The sequence below is a fragment of the Streptomyces anulatus genome, assembly GCF_014650675.1.
Taxonomy (GTDB): Bacteria; Actinomycetota; Actinomycetes; order Streptomycetales; family Streptomycetaceae; genus Streptomyces; species Streptomyces anulatus.
The window spans coordinates 554151-571526 of sequence record NZ_BMVK01000002.1; the positions used below are offsets into that span (position 1 = coordinate 554151).

The following is a 17376-nucleotide window of genomic DNA, read 5'->3' on the forward strand; positions in this document are numbered from 1 at the left end:
GCTGATTCATGACGTTTCGCCCTCGGTGGTCCCCGGCTTCTCCTCGGTCTCCGGCCCCGTGCGCCCCGGCTTCTCGGGCGCCGGCTCCGTCGGGCCCGGGACCTCCAGCTCGCCCTCCGGCGGCACCACGCGCTTCTCCTCCGCGAAGTGGCACGCGGAGTCGTGCCGGGCCGGGGTGTCGACGAGCCGGAACTCCGCGGGGACCGCCAGCAGCGGGACCTCCAGCGCGCACCGCTCCTGCGCCTTCCAGCACCGGGTGCGGAAGCGGCAGCCCGAGGGGATGTTGGCGGGCGAGGGCACGTCGCCGTGCAGGATGATCCGCTCCCGGTGGGCGCGGGCCGTCGGGTCCGGTACGGGGACGGCGGAGAGCAGCGCCTGGGTGTACGGGTGGGTGGGGTGGTCGTAGATCTCCGCGTCGGAGCCGATCTCCACGATCCGGCCGAGGTACATCACGCCGACCCGGTCGGAGATGTGCCGGACGATGGAGAGGTCGTGCGCGATGAAGACGAAGCTGAGGCTGAACTCCGCCTGGAGCCGGTCCAGCAGGTTGACGACCTGGGCCTGGACGGACACGTCGAGCGCGGAGACCGGTTCGTCGGCGACGATGATCTCCGGGTTGAGGGCGAGGCCGCGGGCGATGCCGATGCGCTGACGCTGGCCGCCGGAGAACTGGTGCGGATAGCGGTTGATGTACTCCGGGTTGAGCCCGACGACGTCCAGGAGGTCCTGCACCTTCTGCCGCCGGCTGCCCTTCGGGGCGACCTCGGGGTGGATCTCGTACGGCTCCCCAATGATGTCGCCGACCGTCATGCGGGGGTTCAGCGAGGTGTACGGGTCCTGGAACACCATCTGGATGTTGCGGCGCACGGCCTTCAGCGCCCGGCCGGACAGCTTCGCGATGTCCTCGCCCTTGTAGCGGATCGCGCCGGCGGTGGGGCGTTCCAGGTGGACGAGCATCTTGGCGACGGTCGACTTGCCGCAGCCCGACTCCCCCACGATGCCCAGCGTCTCGCCCGCGTACAGGTCGAAATCGACGCCGTCGACGGCCCTGACCGCGCCGATCTGCCGCTTGAGGAGGATGCCCTGGGTCAGCGGGTAGTGCTTGGCGAGGTCGCGGACCTGAAGGATCGGGTCGCCCTCCGTGTACGGGGTGACGGCGTCCTCCCGCGCCTTGGACAGCAGGGTGGAACCGGCCGCGCCACCGCCGGTCCCCGCACTCTCGTCGCGGTCAGCGTGCATCGAGCGTCTCCTTCCAGAAGTGGCAGGCGCTCCGGCGCTGCTCGTCCACCTCGTAGAGCGGCGGCACATCGCTGCGGCACACGTCCTGGGCCATCGGGCAGCGGGGGTTGAAGGCGCAGCCGGGCGGAATGCGCGTGAGGTTGGGCGGCAGGCCCTTGATCGCGTAGAGCTCCCGGCCCTTCTGGTCCAGGCGCGGGATCGACTGGAGGAGGCCCTTGGTGTACGGGTGGGCGGGGGCCTTGTAGATGTCGTGCACGGGGGCGGTCTCGACGATGCGGCCCGCGTACATGACGGCGATCTTGTCGGCGACGTCGGCGACGACGCCGAGGTCGTGGGTGATCAGGATGAGGCCCATGTTCAGCTCGCGCTGGAGTTCGGCGAGGAGTTCCATGACCTGGGCCTGGACGGTGACGTCGAGGGCGGTGGTCGGCTCGTCGGCGATGATCAGGGACGGTTCCAGGGCCATCGCCATGGCGATCATGATGCGCTGGCGCATTCCGCCGGAGAACTGGTGCGGGTAGTTGCCGACCCGCTCCTTGGCGGCCGGGATGCGGACCCGGTCCATCAGCTCGACCGACTTGGCCTTCGCGTCCTTGCGGGACATGCCGCGGTGCACGACGAACATCTCGCCGAGCTGCTGGCCGACGGTGAGGACCGGGTTGAGCGAGGACAGGGCGTCCTGGAAGATCATGGCCATCTCCTGGCCGCGGATCTTCCGCCGCTCCTCCGGCTTGAGCTTCAGCAGGTCCTGGTCCTTGAAGAGGATCTCCCCGCCGGCGATCTTCCCGGGCGGCATGTCCAGGATGCCCATGATCGCCTGGGCGGTGACGGACTTGCCGGAGCCGGACTCGCCGAGGACGGCGAGCGTCTCGCCCTCGGCCACCGAGTAGTTGACCCCGTTGACGGCCTTGGCGACGCCTTCGCGGGTGTGGAACTCCACGTGCAGATCGCGCACTTCGAGCAACATGGCAACCGGCTCCTCAGCGCAGCTTGGGGTCGAGGGCGTCGCGCACCGCGTCGCCGAGCATGATGAACGCGAGCACGGTGATCGCCAGCGCTCCGGCGGGCCAGAGCAGCATGTGCGGGGCGTTGCGGATGTAGTTGGAGGCGGCGGAGATGTCGATGCCCCAGGAGACGGCCGGGTCCTTCAGGCCGACCCCGAGGTAGGAGAGGGTCGCCTCCAGCGAGATGTACGTGCCGAGCGCGATGGTCGCCACGACGATGACCGGGGCGATGGCGTTCGGGGTGATGTGGCGCAGCATCATGCGGGAGTTGGAGGCGCCGAGCGCGCGGGCCGCCTGGACGTAGTCGTTCTGTTTGGCGGTGATGACCGAGCCTCGGGCGATGCGGGCGATCTGGGGCCAGCCGAGCAGGACGATGAAGCCGACGACGGGCCAGACGGTGGAGCTGGTGACGACGGAGAGGAAGACCAGGCCGCCGAGGACGACGGGGATGCCGAAGAAGACGTCGGTGAGGCGGGAGAGGATCGAGTCCCACCAGCCGCCGAAGAAGCCCGCGAGTCCGCCGAACAGGCTGCCGAGGATCGCGACGCCGAGGGTGGCGCAGACGCCGACGGTCACCGAGGTCCGGGTGCCGTAGACGACCCGGGTGTAGACGTCGCGGCCCTGCGGGTCGAAGCCGAAGGGGTGGCCGGGCTCGGAGCCCTTCTGCGCGTCGTCGAGATTGGCCTGGAGGGGGTCGCCGCTGGCGATGAGCGAGGGCCAGATCGAGATGATCACCAGAAAGGTGATGACCAGGGCGGAGATGATGAAGACCGGGTTGCGCCGCAGGTCCCGCCAGGCGTCCGACCAGAGGCTGCGCGGCTTGCCTGCCGGGCCCGTGCCGTCGGGGCCGGCCGGGTTCTTCTCCAGGCTGGCGCCCTCCTCCAGGGCGAGGTCCATGGGGCCGCCGGCTCCCGCCGGGGAGATCGCTCCGTCCGATGACTGCGGCTCAGGCATAGCGGATCCTCGGGTCGAGTACGGCGTACAGGAGGTCGACGATCAGGTTGGCGGCCAGGAAGACGAGGACGAGGATCGTGACGAACCCGACGACGGTCTGGGAGTTCTGGCGCAGGATCCCCTGGTAGAGCTGGTAGCCGACGCCGTGGATGTTGAAGATCCGTTCGGTGACGATGGCCCCGCCCATCAGGGCTCCCACGTCGGTGCCGATGAAGGTGACGACGGGGATCAGCGAGTTGCGCAGCAGGTGCCGTACGACGACCCGGCGGCGGGGCAGGCCCTTGGCCACGGCGGTGCGTACGTAGTCGGCGCGGGCGTTCTCGGCGATCGAGGTCCGGGTGAGCCGGGTGACGTAGGCGAGCGAGACGGAGGCGAGGACCAGTCCGGGGACGAGCAGCTCGTCGAAGGTGGGGTCGGCGGAGACGGAGGGCTTGATGATGCCCCACTTGACGCCCAGGAGGAGCTGGAGCAGCAGGCCGGTGACGAAGGTCGGGATGGCGATGACGACCAGGGTCAGGATGAGGACGGTGGTGTCGACGGGGCGGCCGCGCCGCAGGCCGGTGACGACGCCGAGGCTGATGCCGATGACGACCTCGAAGACGATCGCGACGACGGTGAGCCGGATCGTGATGGGGAAGGCCGTGGCCATCAGCTCGGTGACCTTCTGCCCGTTGAACGCGGTGCCGAAGTCGCCGGTGAACACGTTGCCCATGTAGGTGAGGTATTGCTGCCAGACCGGCTTGTCGAGGCCGAACTCCGAGCGCAGCTGGGCGGCGGTGGCCGGGTCGCACTGGCGGTCGCCGCAGAGGCCCGCGATCGGGTCGCCCATCACGTTCACCATGAGGAAGATCAACAGCGTGGTGCCGAAGAAGACGGGGATCATCTGCAGCAGCCGCCGGATCACATAACGTCCCATGAGGGGCTCCGGGGGTCGGGTCCAGCAGTTCCGGGCGGGTGGTGGTGCGCGGACGGCCGGGGCGCGTGTCGGGCGTCCCGGCCGTGCGCGTCTCAGCGCGTCACTTGACGGTGATCTCTTCGTAGACCGGGACGCTGAACGGGTTCAGCGCGACGTTGTCCACCCGGTCCGAGTAGCCGGCGCTGCCGTTCTGGTACCAGAGCGGGATGACCGGCATCTCCGTGACGAGGATCTTCTCCGCGTCCTGGAAGGTGGTGACGGCCTTCGCCTTGTCGCTCTCGGCGTTGGCCTTGTCGATCAGGTCGTCGAACTCCTGGTTGCTCCACTTCCCGTCGTTGGACGGGGCGTTGGTGTAGTAGAGCGGCTGGAGGAAGTTCTGGATCAGCGGGTAGTCCATCTGCCAGCCCGCGCGCCAGGCGCCGGTGAGCTTCTGGGTGGAGACCTGGGCGCGGAAGTCGGCGAAGGTGCCGACGGGGCCGCCGACGCAGGCCTTGTTGTTGCCCATGACGTTGTTGATGCTGTTGCAGACGGCGTCGACCCATTCCTTGTGGGAGCCGGTGTCCGCGTTGTACGAGATCTTCAGCTGGCCGCCGGGGATGCCGCCGCCCTCGTCGATCAGCTTCTTGGCCGCGGCCTTGTCGTACGTGCACTCCTTGCCGCAGAGGCCCTTCTTGAAGCCGCCGTCGTCGCCGAGGACCGGGGAGGTCCAGTCGGAGGCGGGGGTGCGGGTCTTCTGGAAGATCTGGTCGGTGATCTGCGGCCGGTTGATCGCCATGGAGAGGCCCTGGCGGACCTTGCGGGCGTCGTCGGTGTCCCACTCCGCGTCGTAGAAGGGGAAGGCCAGGGTCTGGATGATGCCGGCGGGCGTGTTGATGTACCGGTTGCCGAGGTCCGCCTCGACGTTGCGGAGCTGGGAGGCGGGCACGTCGTCGACGAGGTCGAGGTTGCCCGACGTCAGGTCGGTGTAGGCGGTGTTGTTGTCGGTGAAGACCTTGAGGTCGACGCCGCCGTTCTTCGCCTTGTCGTCGCCCGGGTAGTCGTCCCACTTGCGCAGGTTCATCGAGGAGCCCTTGGCGTACGACTCGATGGTGTACGGGCCGTTGCCGACGGGCTTGGAGAGCCAGGCGTCGTGGTCGTCGTAGAACGCCTTGGGCAGGGGGACGAAGGCGGAGTAGCCGAGGGTGTCGGGCCACAGGGAGAACTTCTGGGTGAGCTTGGCGGTGAAGGTCAGGTCGTCGACGACCTTCAGGCCGGACAGGGTCTCGGCGGAGGCGGAGCCGGACTCCGGGTGGACCTTGTCGTAGCCCTCGATGTACTGGAAGAAGTAGGCGTTCTTCTGGTTGTTCTTCAGTGCGGCGCCGTAGTTCCAGGCGTCGACGAAGGACTTGGCGGTGACCTTCTCGCCGTTGGAGAACGTCCAGCCGTCCTTGAGTTTGATCGTGAAGTTCTGGGAGTCCGTCGAGTCGATGGACTCGGCGATCATGTTCTTGGCCTCGCCGGTCTTCGGGTCGTAGCGGATCAGTCCGCGGAAGACCATGTCGAGGACCTTGCCGCCCTGGACCTCGTTGGTGTTGGCGGGTTCCAGGGGGTTCTGCGGGTCTCCCCAGGAGGAGCTGACGATGCCGTCGGCGCCGCTGCTGCCGCCGCCGTCACCGTCACCGCCGCCGCAGGCCGTCGCTGCCAGGGCGACGGCCACCGCACATGCGGCCCACCTGACCTGTGTGGCTCCGCGCATGAAGTGCCTCCTAGAGTCATCGAGTAGCTCAATGCCTCATATCACCCCATAACGCCATGTACCGCATGTGGGCTTACCCCGTACGGGCGGGGGCGCGGGCAGACGCGACGATGCCCGGTCCCCTGCGGGGAACCGGGCATCTGCCGTTCAGGAACGTCGAGCGACTACGCCGCGTGCACGACGTCACGCTCCTCTGCGAAGTGGCACGCCGACTCGTGCGTGGCGGGCGTGGCTCCCGCGACGAAGCGCTCGGGGATCGCCAGCAGGGGCTCCTCCGTCGCGCAGCGCTCCTCCGCCTTCCAGCACCGGGTGCGGAAGCGGCAGCCCGAGGGCGGGTTCGCCGGTGACGGAACGTCACCGGTGAGGATGATCCGGTCGCGTCCCTCGCGGGCCGACGGGTCGGGGACCGGGACCGCCGACAGCAGCGCCTGGGTGTAGGGGTGCGTCGGGTGGTCGTAGATCTGCGTGTCCGTGCCGATCTCGGCCATCTTGCCGAGGTACATCACGCCGACCCGGTCGGAGATGTGCCGGACGATGGACAGGTCGTGCGCGATGAAGAGGTAGGAGAGGTTGAACTCGTCCTGGAGCTTCTCCATCAGGTTGATGACCTGCGCCTGCACCGACACGTCGAGCGCGGAGACCGGCTCGTCGCAGATGATGATCTCCGGGTTGAGCGCGAGGCCGCGGGCGATGCCGATGCGCTGGCGCTGACCGCCGGAGAACTGGTGCGGGTACCGGTTGATGTACTCCGGGTTCAGCCCGACGACGTCCAGGAGCTCCTGGACGCGGCGGCGCCGGTCGCCCTTCGGGGCCACCTCGGGGTGGATCTCGAAGGTCTCCCCGATGATGTCGCCGACCGTCATACGCGGGTTCAGCGAGGTGTACGGGTCCTGGAACACCATCTGGATGTTGCGGCGCACGGCCTTCAGCGCGCGGCCGGACAGCTTGGTGATGTCCTGGCCCTTGTAGAAGACCTCGCCGGCGGTGGCCCGCTCCAGCGTCATCAGGAGCTTGGCGACCGTGGACTTGCCACAGCCGGACTCCCCCACGATGCCGAGGGTCTCACCGGCGTACAGGTCGAAGGAGATCCCGTCGACGGCCTTGACCGCGCCGATCTGCTTCTTGAAGAGCACGCCCTGGGTGAGCGGGAAGTGCTTGACGAGGTTCCGCACCTGGAGGATCGGCTCGCCCTGGCTGACGGGCGCGTCGATGGCGGCTACGGCCTCCGCCTCGGTCGCGACGTCCACGGTCTCCACGTCGGAGACGTTCGGGGTGGCGTCCACGGGCTCCTTCTTGAGCTCAGCCATGGATCGTCTCCTTCCAGAAGTGGCACGCGCTGCCGCGGCCGACGAGCTCAAGGCCGTCCTGCTCGGTCACCGGGGCGAGCGGCGGGACGTCCGTACGGCAGATGTCCTGTGCCTTGGGGCAGCGCGGGCTGAAGGCACAGCCCGCGGGGATACGCGTGAGGTTGGGCGGCAGGCCCTTGATCGCGTAGAGCTCCTGGCCCTTCTGGTCCAGGCGCGGGATCGAGTCCAGCAGACCCTTGGTGTACGGGTGCGCCGGGCGGCTGTACAGCTCGTCCACCGGGGCCGTCTCCACGATGCGGCCCGCGTACATCACGGCGATCTTGTCCGCGACGTCGGCGACGACGCCGAGGTCGTGGGTGATCAGGATCAGACCCATGTTGTACTCGCGCTGGAGCTCGGCCAGCAGGTCCATGACCTGGGCCTGCACCGTCACGTCGAGCGCGGTGGTCGGCTCGTCCGCGATGATCAGGTCCGGCTCCAGGGCCAGCGCCATGGCGATCATGATGCGCTGGCGCATACCGCCGGAGAACTGGTGCGGGAAGTCCGAGATACGGGCCGCCGCCGCCGGGATCTTGACCTGGTCCATCAGCTCGATGGACTTGGCCTTGGCCGCCTTCTTGGACAGGCCCTGGTGCACGCGGAACATCTCGCCGAGCTGGTAGCCGACGGAGAGGACCGGGTTCAGCGAGGAGAGCGCGTCCTGGAAGATCATCGCGATCTTCTGGCCGCGGATCTTCCGGCGCTCCTCGTTGGACATCTTCAGCATGTCCTGGCCGCGGAAGAGGATCTCGCCCTGCGTGATCTTCCCCGGCGGCATGTCGAGGATGCCCATGATGGTCTGCGCGGTCACGGACTTGCCGGAGCCGGACTCGCCGAGCACGGCGAGCGTCTCGCCGGCGCTGACGGTGTAGTTCACACCGTTGACCGCCTTGGCCACACCGTCGCGGGTGTGGAACTCCACGTGCAGGTCACGGACGTCGAGCAGTGGACCGTCGCCACTCACGGACTCCCGCGGTGCGGGGACGTGAGCCGTCTTGTCGATGGTGGTCACGAACGCCTCCCTCAGCGCATCTTGGGGTCGAGGGCGTTGCGGACCGCATCGCCGAACATCAGGAAGGACAGCACCGTGATCGAGACCATCACCGAGGGGATGACCAGGACGTACGGCGCGTTGCGGAGCTGGTCCTTCGCAGCGGACACATCGATGCCCCACGAGACCGTCGGCTCGGCGAGGCCGATGCCGAGGAACGACAGGGTGGCCTCGGCGGCGATGTAGCCGCCGAGCGCGATGGTGGCGACCACGATCACCGGAGCGATGGCGTTCGGCAGGATGTGCCGCGTCAGGATCCGGGTGGTGGAGGCGCCGAGCGCCTTGGCGGCGACGACGTAGTCGGCCTGCTTGATCGTGATGACCGAGCCACGGGCGACTCGGGCGATCGACGTCCAGCCGAGGAAGGCCATCGACAGGATGACGACCCAGACGGAGCGCTCCTCGAAGCTGGTCAGGATGACCATGGCGCCGACGATGAAGGGGACACCGAAGAAGACGTCGGTGATGCGGGACAGGATCGTGTCGATCCAGCCGCCGAAGTAACCGGCGATCATGCCGATCACCAGTCCGGTGATGGTGACCGCGATGGTCACGACCACACCGACGGTGATCGAGGCGCGGGCGCCGTAGACGACACGCGCGTAGATCGAGCGTCCCTGGACGTCGTATCCGAGCCAGTCGGGGGCGAAGAAGTTGCCCCACTTCGGGTGCTGGAGGTAGTGCTCGGCCAGGTTGGCGTCCCGCGGCGAGGCGCTGGTGAACAGGCTCGGGAAGATCGCCATGACGGCGAGCAACAGGATCAGCACCATCGAGATGATGAAGAGCGGGTTGCGGCGCAGATCGTGCCAGGCGTCCGACCAGAGGCTGCGCGGCTTGCCGGGCGCGGGCCCGGCGTCCGTGGCGGGCGGCGCGTCGACGGCGGTGGCCGGAGCGTCGGTGCCCTTGAGTGCGGTGGTGTCAGGCATACCGGATCCTCGGGTCCAGGACCGCGTAGAGCAGGTCGACGAGCAGGCTGCAGACGAGATAGACGACGACGAGCAGCGTCACGACGCCGACGACGGTGGCACCCTCACGCTTGGCGAGAGCCTCGAAGACGAGCGATCCGACGCCCTTGATGTTGAAGATGCCCTCGGTCACGATCGCGCCGCCCATCAGGGCGCCGATGTCGGTGCCGAGGAAGGTGACGACCGGGATGAGCGAGTTGCGCATCAGGTGGACGCCGATGACGCGGCGGCGCGGCAGGCCCTTGGCGACAGCCGTACGCATGTAGTCGGCGCGCATGTTCTCGGCGACCGAGGTACGGGTGAGGCGGGCCACGTACGCGAGCGACAGGGATGCCAGCACGATGGCCGGCATGATCAATTCGGTGTTCGTCGGCTCGATGCTCACGTTGGGCTTGGCGATGCCGAGCTGGAACGCGAAGAAGTACTGAACGAGGAAGCCCAGCACGAAGGACGGCATGGAGATCAGCACCAGGGTCAGACCGAGCAGACCGCGGTCCCGGAGGGACTCGGCCTTGAGGCCCGCGACGATGCCGAGCGAGATCCCGGCGACGACCGTGAAGACGAAGGCGAAGATCGCCAGTCTGACGGTGATCGGGTAGGCATCGGCGATGACTTCGGCGACCGGACGCTGCGTCCCGATCTGCGTGCCGAGGTCGCCCTGGAACAGATTGCCCAGGTAGTTCAAATACTGCTGCCAGATCGGCTGGTCCAGTCCCAGATCCGCCTTCAGTGCGGCGATCTGCGTAGCATCTACGTGCTGTTCACCGGCAAGTGCTCTGACGGGGTCGCCGGGCAGTGCGTACATCATCAGGAAGACCAGCAAGGTCGACCCGATGAAGACCGGGATCATCTGGAGCAGTCGTCGTGCGACATAGCGCCCCATGGGTGCCTCCGTGTGGGGATAACTGCGGCGCGGGGGCCGCCTCTTCGCAGAGACGACCCCCGCGCCTCCGGCCGTGCTGAGGGGCAGCACGGGCGGATGACGGCCAGTTGGGGAATGACCCGCAGGCGTTACTTGGTGGTGACGCCGGTCAGTTCGAGGTCACCGTGGAAGTCGACCTTGACGTTGTCGACGTTCTTGCCGTGGCCGCCGTTGATCGCGTAGTACCAGAGCGGGATGGCGGGCATCTTGTCCACCAGGGCCTTCTCGACCTCCTGGTAGGCGGCGACGGAGGCCTCGAGCGAGTCGGCCTTGTCACCCTTCGCCATCAGCTCGTCGATCTCCTTGTCGGCGAACCGACCGTTGTTCGACTCAGCCTTGGAGTGGTAGAGCTCCTTGAGGAAGTTCACGTTGACGGGGTAGTCGGCCACCCAGCCACCGCGGTAGAAGCCCTTGACCTCGTTGTTGTCACGCGCTTCGAGGTCGGTCGGGAAGTCCGGCTTGGCGTCGCCGACGCAGTCGACCCCGGTGGCGTTGCGGATGGACTCGCAGACAGCGGTCACCCACTCCTTGTGCCCACCGTCGGCGTTGTACTGGATCGAGATCTTGTTCTCCGGAACACCGCCGCCCTCCTTGATGAGCTCCTTGGCCTTGGCCGGGTTGAACTTCAGGATGTCGGAGTCGAGCGTCTGGTTGCCCTTGACCTGCGGGGGCGTGAAGCTCGTCGCCGGGGTGCGGGTGCCGTTCAGGACGGTCTTCGTGATGGTGTCACGGTCGATCGCCATGGACAGACCCTGGAGGACCTTGGGGTCGATGTCCTTGAACGTCTTCGAGTAGAACGCCGGGTTCAGCGACTGGATCGCGGCGTAGGGCTGCTCGATCGCGCCGTCACCGAGGTCCGTCTTGTACTTCGGGAGGTCACGCGGGCCGACCTGACGGATCATGTCCAGGTTGCCGGAGATGACGTCCGAGTACGCGGCCTCGACGGTCGAGTAGTTCTTGAACTGGATGCCCTTGTTGGCAGCCTTGTTCGGGCCCTGGTACTCGTCCCAGGCCTTGACCTGGATGAGCTTCTTGTGGGTCCACTTCTCGAACGTGTACGGGCCGTTGCCGATCGGCTTCTGACCGAACGCCTTCGGGTCGTCGTAGAAGACCTTGGGCAGCGGCGCGAACGTCGCGTAGCCGAGCTTGTAGTTGAAGTACGGGACCTTGTTGGCCAGCTCGATGGTGAACGTGGTGTCGTCCACGGCCTTCAGGCCGGACATCTCCTTGGCCTTGGGCGCACCCTTCTCGGGGTGGACGTCCTCGTAGCCCTTGATGTCGGAGAACCAGAACGCGTTCTGCTGCTTGTTCTCGACGTTGGCGTACCAGTTCCACGCGTCGATGTACGACTGCGCGGTCACGGCCTCACCGTTGTGGAACTTCCAGCCGGCCTTGAGCTTGACGGTCCACGTCTTGGAGTCCTCGGTCTCGACGGACTCGGCGTTCGTGAGAACGATCTCGCCCTTGTCGTCGAAGTCCAGCAGCTGGGTGAACAGCGACTGGATGACGTAGGAGCCGTTGCTCTCGTTCGTGTCGGCCGGCATCAGAGGCTTCTGGGGCTCACCGACGTCGATCGAGACGTAACCGGCGGGCTGGCCCGACGTGTTCTTCTTGCCCTCGTCACCGCTGTCGCTTCCGCCACAGGCAGTCGCGGCCAGGGCGATGACGGCCGCTCCCGCGACCCACTTGGCGCTCTTGGCACCGCGCATGGGTTTCCTCCTCATGAGTCCACTTTTGACTACAAGAGGGGCACTGGAGAGATTCACCGACACCCCTGACGGTGATCGTTCAGTGCCCCGAGTGTGCTCGTGAGTCGGCACTCCCCACAGTGCGTGACCCATTGACCCGAGCTCAATGGAGCCAACTATTGAGTACGGGCGGGCTGTAAACCACACTTAAAGGGTCTCGGTTTGACAACATCAGCACCCTCTGCGTGCCCGAAATCCGGACAAAGCGATCCCAGACAGACACGCCCGAAACGGACTGTTAACACATTTTCCGGAGAGCGACCCCCGATATCCGGACACCCTGGTCAGAAAAAGAGATTGACGAAGGTCCGGCCCACCACAGTGTCCGTGGTGGGCCGGACCTTCTGTCAATGCCTGTACTGACGGACCGTCCGACGGACTCCCGGGGGGTGCGGAGCGTCTCCCCATACGGAGTGCGCGGTTCCGGGGAGCGCGGGGTTCCTACGGGGCTCCCGGGACTCCTGGGTTTCCCGGCCCTCCGGCCGGACGCACAGGACCGCCCGGAAGCCCCCAGGGGGGCGTCCGGGCGGTCCTCGGGCCCGTGGGGCCACGTGTCAGCCGTGTACGGGCCTGGCGTCAGCCGTGTACGGGCCCCGGTGTCAGCCGTTCTTGGCGCGCGAGGCCGTGCGGCCACGCTGCTTGGCGTCCAGGACGACCTTGCGGATGCGCACGGTCTCCGGGGTCACCTCGATGCACTCGTCCTCGCGGCAGAACTCCAGGGACTGCTCCAGCGACAGCTTGCGGGCCGGGACCACGTTCTCCGTGGTGTCCGCGGAGGCCGCACGCATGTTGGTGAGCTTCTTCTCCTTGGTGATGTTCACGTCCATGTCGTCGGCGCGGGAGTTCTCGCCGACGATCATGCCCTCGTAGACCTCGGTGCCGGCCTCGGTGAAGATGACACCGCGCTCCTGGAGGTTGACCATCGCGAACGGCGTGACGGAGCCCGAACGGTCCGCCACCAGCGAGCCGTTGTGACGGGTGCGCAGCTCGCCGAACCACGGCTCGTGGCCCTCGAAGATCGAGTGCGCGATGCCGGTGCCGCGGGTCTGCGTCAGGAACTCCGTACGGAAGCCGATGAGGCCGCGGGAGGGCACGATCCACTCCATGCGGACCCAGCCCGAACCGTGGTTCGTCATGGTCTCCATACGGCCCTTGCGGGTCGCCATGAGCTGCGTGATGGCGCCGAGGTGCTCCTCCGGCGAGTCGATCGTCATGCGCTCGATCGGCTCGTGGGTCTTGCCGTTGATCTGCTTGGTGACGACCTCGGGCTTGCCGACGGTCAGCTCGAAGCCCTCGCGGCGCATCTGCTCGACCAGGATGGCGAGCGCGAGCTCACCTCGGCCCTGGACCTCCCAGGCGTCGGGACGCTCGGTGTCCAGGACGCGGAGCGAGACGTTACCGATCAGCTCGCGGTCGAGGCGGTCCTTCACCTGGCGGGCGGTGACCTTGTGGCCCTTGCCGCCCTTGCCGACGAGCGGCGAGGTGTTGGTGCCGATGGTCATCGAGATGGCCGGCTCGTCGACCGTGATCAGCGGGAGCGCGATCGGGTTCTCGGGGTCGGCCAGGGTCTCGCCGATCATGATGTCCGGGAATCCGGCGACGGCGCAGATGTCGCCCGGGCCCGCCACCTCGGCCGGCTTGCGGGTGAGCGCCTCGGTCATCATCAGCTCGGTGATGCGGACGTTGGACATGGTGCCGTCGCGCTTGATCCAGGTGACCGTCTGGCCCTTGCGCAGCTCGCCCTGCTCGACGCGGCAGAGCGCGATACGGCCGAGGAAGTTGTCGGCGTCCAGGTTGGTGACGTGGGCCTGGAGCGGCGCGTCCGCGTCGAACTCCGGGGCCGGGACGTGCGACAGGATGGTGTTGAAGAACGGCTCCAGGTTCTCGCTGTCCGGCGGGACGGTGCCGTCCTCGGGCTTGGTCAGCGAGGCGACGCCGTCACGGGCGCAGGCGTAGACGATCGGGAACTCGATCTGGTCCTCGTCCGCGTCCAGGTCCAGGAACAGGTCGTACGTCTCGTCGACGACCTCGGCGATCCGGGAGTCGGGGCGGTCCGTCTTGTTGATGCACAGGATGACCGGCATCTTCGCGGCCAGCGCCTTGCGCAGCACGAAGCGGGTCTGGGGCAGCGGGCCCTCGGAGGCGTCGACGAGCAGCACGACCGCGTCCACCATCGACAGACCGCGCTCGACCTCGCCGCCGAAGTCGGCGTGGCCGGGGGTGTCGATGATGTTGATCGTGATCGGGTCCCCGCCGTCCTTGGGGTGATACTTCACCGCCGTGTTCTTGGCGAGGATCGTGATGCCCTTCTCACGCTCCAGGTCGTTCGAGTCCATCATGCGGTCGTCGAGGTGCTCGGCGGCGTGGGCGGCGAACGCTCCGGCCTGCTTGAGCATGGCGTCGACCAGCGTGGTCTTGCCGTGGTCGACGTGGGCGACGATGGCTACGTTACGGATGTCGTGGCGCGTGGGCATGGGTGGCTTGCGCTTCTCTCGGATCGTGGGATCAGGCGTCTCAGTCGGTCTTCGAGTCCTCGTACGCCCGCCGGGCGGCACGCCACGGCTCGTCCCATCGTACGGGCCCGGGGCCCACCGGGCTTCCCGGACCGATCCGCGGACGCGGTCTTCCCGTGTGATTCAGGCGATATTCAGCCGGTGTCAAGGTGCTGCCGGGCCATGGGAGTGGCCGGATCCAGGCGGAGCTGTGGGGGGTGAGGAGCGGTGAAGCGATGAACGGCCCGGGTCAAGGGCAGACACCACACTGCCCGCCGGCGGAACCGGCGGGCAAGGGTTTTGAGGTGCATCTGAGCTTGGCGGAGCGAGGGTGTGGTATTTGACCGCTACTTCTTGCGGTCTGCGGGGGAACCTGCCGCTTGCCGGTTCTTGAACCCGATGTCCTGGTACCGGGGGGCCGCGAAACCGAACGCCCCGACGTTCGCGAGCTTCTTGTCGACCGCGACCAGCTGCGGGCGCTGGAAGAGCGGAATCGATCCGGCGGCGGCCCAGATCCGGGCGTCCGCCTGCTTCATCAGCTCCCGTGCGGCCTTCTCGTCGAGTTCGGCGGCGGCCTGGTCGAAGAGCTGGTCGATGTGGTCGGTGCCGACCCGGGTGTAGTTCTGCTCCACGAGGAGCGACCCGTCGGTGGCGGGCTCCGGCTTGGCGTAGATCGGGCGTCCGTCGGTGGCCGGGTAGGCGGTGGCGGGCCACGAGTAGAGCGCCAGGTCGTACGCGCCGGAGGCGACGTGGTCCTTGAAGTAGCTCTCGTCGGGGACCTTGATGATCTCCGTGCCGATGCCGATCTTCTCCAGCATCACCGCGATCTTGTCGCCGACGCTGCGCAGCGACTGGGAGCCGGGCCCGGAGGGGAGCACGAAGCGCAGGGTCAGCGCCTTGCCGTCCTTGCCGAGCTGCCCCTTGGCCGCGGCGGGAGCGGGGGCGGCGGTGCCGACGGGGGCGTACGCTCCGGCGGCTCCCCCGGGCTGCTTGTCCTGGGCGGCGACGGCGCCGTCCTCGCCGAGGGCGCCCGCCTGGCGGAGCAGGGCGGCGCTCTGGGCGGCGGCCGTCCGGGCGGGAGCCAGGACGTGGACGGCGGAGACGCCGCCGGTGGAGACGGCCTGGGCGGGGGCGTGGGCGCCGGGCTTGTTGTCCTCGCCGACGATGTAGAGGCCCTCGTCGCGGGAGGCGGCGCTGTCCTCGGAGGCCCGGTCGGCGGAGGCCCTGTCGGCCTTCTCGCCCTCGGCCGTGGAGTCCTCGGTCGTGGAGTCCTCGGTCGTGGAGCCCTCGCCGTCCTGCTCGGTCTTCTTCCCGGCCTTCTCCTCCTCGCCGGCCTGTCCGGCCTTCTTCTCGTTCTCCGCCTTCTCGCTCTTCGCTTCCTTGTCGTCCTTCGTGCCCTCGGCGGCTTCCTTCTCCGCGTCTTCCTCCGTGCCCGGGGCGTCGCCCTTGGCGCCCTTCTTCTCCGCCTCGCTGCCGGCCTTGGTGTCCTTGGGCGGCTGAACCGCGCCGCCCCGGGTCCAGCCCGCGTCCGCCAGCAGGGCCTGGGCCTCCTTGGTGTTCTGGTCGCCGAGCGCCCCACTGCCGTCCTTGTAGCCGGGCTGCCCCGCGAGGGCGAGGTGGCTGCCGAGCGGCTTCGCCGGGAGGCCCAGCGGCCCCAGCACCGTCCGGGCCAGCTCCTCGCGGTCCAGGGCGCGGGCCACCGCCCGCCGGACCCGGTCGTCGGCGAGGGGGCCGGATTCGCCGTTCAGCGCGAGCTGGGTGTAGGCGGGTTCCAGGGACTTGCGGACCGCGAAGTCGCGCAGGCCCTTCTGCTCTGCCGTGTACGCGACGACGGCCTTGCGGTTCTTCTCCCGGGCGGCCTGCGCGATCTCCGCGGCCTCCTCGTCGGAGCCGTGCGCCAGGGCCCAGGAGCGCAGGGCCGCGGCGGGCGTGGTCTCGGAGCCCGGGCCGTGCGCGAGCGGCTGGCCGTTGTTGCCCCGGTCGCGGCGGGCGAGCGCGATGCGGTCGGCGGTGGACGCGTCGATGTCGGCGACGTCCACCGTGCCGTCGGCGAGCGCCTGGGTGCGGTCCCCGGCGGCGACCGCCCGGAAGACGAGGGTGTCCAGCTTGGCCTTGTCGCCCCACCAGCGCGGGTTGCGGGCCAGGGTGACGGTGCCCTTGGCCTTGCTGACGCTGCGCAGGACGAAGGGCCCTGCGGTGTTCTTCAGGGTGGTGCGCGCCCCGTCGTTGAAGGCGTCCGGCGAGCCGGTGATCTCCTTCGGGTAGAGCGGCGAGAACAGGGAGCGCCAGTCCGCGTACGGCTTGGAGAACGTGACCCGCACCTGGAGGTCGTCCGCGCCCCGCTCGATCTTCTCGATCCGCTCGTAGCCGGAGTTGCGGGCGGTCCAGAACGCGGAGTCCTTGCCCCTGAGCGCCCGCCACTGGGCGACGAAGTCGGGGGCCCCGATCTCCCGTCCGTCGCTCCACACCGCCTGCTGGTTGAGCTTGTAGAGCACGACCTGCTTCGGCTCGCGCTCGATGATCTTCGCGGACTCCAGGTAGTCCGGGTTGAGCTTCGGCTGCCCGGACGCGTCCATCGGGAAGAGGGCCGGGAGCAGGGCTCCGGTGATCCGGGTGGTGGCGCTGTCCGCGTCCGCCTGGAAGGCGTTGAAGGTGGCGGGCAGCGCGTCGACCGCCCAGTTCACCGTCGAACCGTCGGAGACCGCCTGGCGGGCGGCGGGTGCGATGTCCTGGGGCACGCCCCGGGAGGTCTCCTCACTGCCGGAGCTGCAGCCCGCCAGCACCGGGATCGTGAGCACCCCCGTCGTGAGGAGCGCGAGCGATCGGCGCTTTCGAACCGTCCCGCGCGGGACGCCGACGTGGGACATGGCTGATACCTCCGGGGCCGGCCCGGACCACCCCGTACCGGAATGGACCGGATAGTGCGTATGTGGTGGCATTTGCAGTTGATCACACTGATTCCTTCCGCCCACTGAAAGCGCCCCCTCGCGCGAGGGGGCGCAGA

The 17376-nt window shown here is 68.1% G+C and carries 12 protein-coding genes; all 12 read right to left on the reverse strand.

The window, feature by feature from the left end; all coding sequences use genetic code 11:
• Positions 1-6 precede the first annotated feature (6 nt).
• The 12 genes from IE272_RS07185 to IE272_RS07240 all read right to left on the reverse strand — a co-directional run bounded on the left by IE272_RS07185 (position 7) and on the right by IE272_RS07240 (position 17239).
• Positions 7-1239 carry an ABC transporter ATP-binding protein gene (locus IE272_RS07185; RefSeq protein WP_190006475.1) on the reverse strand — a complete coding sequence of 411 codons (1233 nt, stop codon included), beginning with the start codon at positions 1237-1239 and terminating at the stop codon, positions 7-9.
• Complete coding sequence (locus IE272_RS07190; RefSeq protein ID WP_050360591.1) at positions 1229-2206, reverse strand: ABC transporter ATP-binding protein; 978 nt, start codon at positions 2204-2206, stop codon at positions 1229-1231. The genes IE272_RS07185 and IE272_RS07190 overlap by 11 nt, the downstream gene beginning before the upstream one ends.
• Before the next feature lie 13 nt (positions 2207-2219).
• A complete protein-coding gene (locus IE272_RS07195) occupies positions 2220-3197 on the reverse strand; it encodes an ABC transporter permease (protein WP_050360592.1) in 978 nt (325 codons plus the stop codon).
• Positions 3190-4113, reverse strand: a complete 924-nt coding sequence (locus tag IE272_RS07200) for an ABC transporter permease (protein WP_050360593.1) — start codon at positions 4111-4113, stop codon at positions 3190-3192. The genes IE272_RS07195 and IE272_RS07200 overlap by 8 nt, the downstream gene beginning before the upstream one ends.
• A gap of 100 nt (positions 4114-4213) precedes the next feature.
• Entirely contained in the window at positions 4214-5848 is a 1635-nt protein-coding gene (locus IE272_RS07205; protein WP_190006476.1) for a peptide ABC transporter substrate-binding protein, read from the reverse strand.
• 164 nt (positions 5849-6012) lie between these two features.
• The gene (locus tag IE272_RS07210) at positions 6013-7155 is read right to left on the reverse strand and encodes an ABC transporter ATP-binding protein (protein ID WP_050360595.1); all 1143 of its coding nucleotides are present in this window, start codon (positions 7153-7155) and stop codon (positions 6013-6015) included.
• Positions 7148-8206, reverse strand: coding sequence for an ABC transporter ATP-binding protein (locus IE272_RS07215; protein WP_050360596.1), 1059 nt, complete (start codon positions 8204-8206; stop codon positions 7148-7150). Before IE272_RS07215 ends, IE272_RS07210 begins: the two co-directional genes overlap by 8 nt.
• An 11-nt stretch (positions 8207-8217) precedes the next feature.
• Positions 8218-9171, reverse strand: a complete 954-nt coding sequence (locus tag IE272_RS07220) for an ABC transporter permease (protein WP_057665626.1) — start codon at positions 9169-9171, stop codon at positions 8218-8220.
• Positions 9164-10093 (reverse strand): ABC transporter permease, encoded by a 930-nt coding sequence (locus IE272_RS07225; protein ID WP_050360598.1) that lies wholly within the window; start codon positions 10091-10093, stop codon positions 9164-9166. Before IE272_RS07225 ends, IE272_RS07220 begins: the two co-directional genes overlap by 8 nt.
• 128 nt (positions 10094-10221) lie before the next feature.
• Positions 10222-11841 (reverse strand): peptide ABC transporter substrate-binding protein, encoded by a 1620-nt coding sequence (locus IE272_RS07230; protein ID WP_190006477.1) that lies wholly within the window; start codon positions 11839-11841, stop codon positions 10222-10224.
• A 638-nt stretch (positions 11842-12479) separates the two neighbouring features.
• Positions 12480-14354 (reverse strand): translational GTPase TypA, encoded by a 1875-nt coding sequence (gene typA, locus IE272_RS07235; RefSeq protein ID WP_050360600.1) that lies wholly within the window; start codon positions 14352-14354, stop codon positions 12480-12482.
• A 365-nt stretch (positions 14355-14719) separates the two neighbouring features.
• The gene (locus IE272_RS07240; protein WP_190006478.1) at positions 14720-17239 is read right to left on the reverse strand and encodes an ABC transporter family substrate-binding protein; all 2520 of its coding nucleotides are present in this window, start codon (positions 17237-17239) and stop codon (positions 14720-14722) included.
• Between the last annotated feature and the right edge of the window lie 137 nt (positions 17240-17376).

Coding starts and splice junctions, on each gene's coding strand:
- IE272_RS07190 (WP_050360591.1), bottom strand. CDS start 2,206: ATGTTGCTCGAAGTGCGCGATCTGCACGTGGAGTTCCACACCCGCGAA.
- IE272_RS07240 (WP_190006478.1), bottom strand. CDS start 17,239: ATGTCCCACGTCGGCGTCCCGCGCGGGACGGTTCGAAAGCGCCGATCG.
- typA (WP_050360600.1), bottom strand. CDS start 14,354: ATGCCCACGCGCCACGACATCCGTAACGTAGCCATCGTCGCCCACGTC.
- IE272_RS07185 (WP_190006475.1), bottom strand. CDS start 1,239: ATGCACGCTGACCGCGACGAGAGTGCGGGGACCGGCGGTGGCGCGGCC.
- IE272_RS07195 (WP_050360592.1), bottom strand. CDS start 3,197: ATGCCTGAGCCGCAGTCATCGGACGGAGCGATCTCCCCGGCGGGAGCC.
- IE272_RS07220 (WP_057665626.1), bottom strand. CDS start 9,171: ATGCCTGACACCACCGCACTCAAGGGCACCGACGCTCCGGCCACCGCC.
- IE272_RS07230 (WP_190006477.1), bottom strand. CDS start 11,841: ATGCGCGGTGCCAAGAGCGCCAAGTGGGTCGCGGGAGCGGCCGTCATC.
- IE272_RS07210 (WP_050360595.1), bottom strand. CDS start 7,155: ATGGCTGAGCTCAAGAAGGAGCCCGTGGACGCCACCCCGAACGTCTCC.
- IE272_RS07225 (WP_050360598.1), bottom strand. CDS start 10,093: ATGGGGCGCTATGTCGCACGACGACTGCTCCAGATGATCCCGGTCTTC.
- IE272_RS07200 (WP_050360593.1), bottom strand. CDS start 4,113: ATGGGACGTTATGTGATCCGGCGGCTGCTGCAGATGATCCCCGTCTTC.
- IE272_RS07205 (WP_190006476.1), bottom strand. CDS start 5,848: ATGCGCGGAGCCACACAGGTCAGGTGGGCCGCATGTGCGGTGGCCGTC.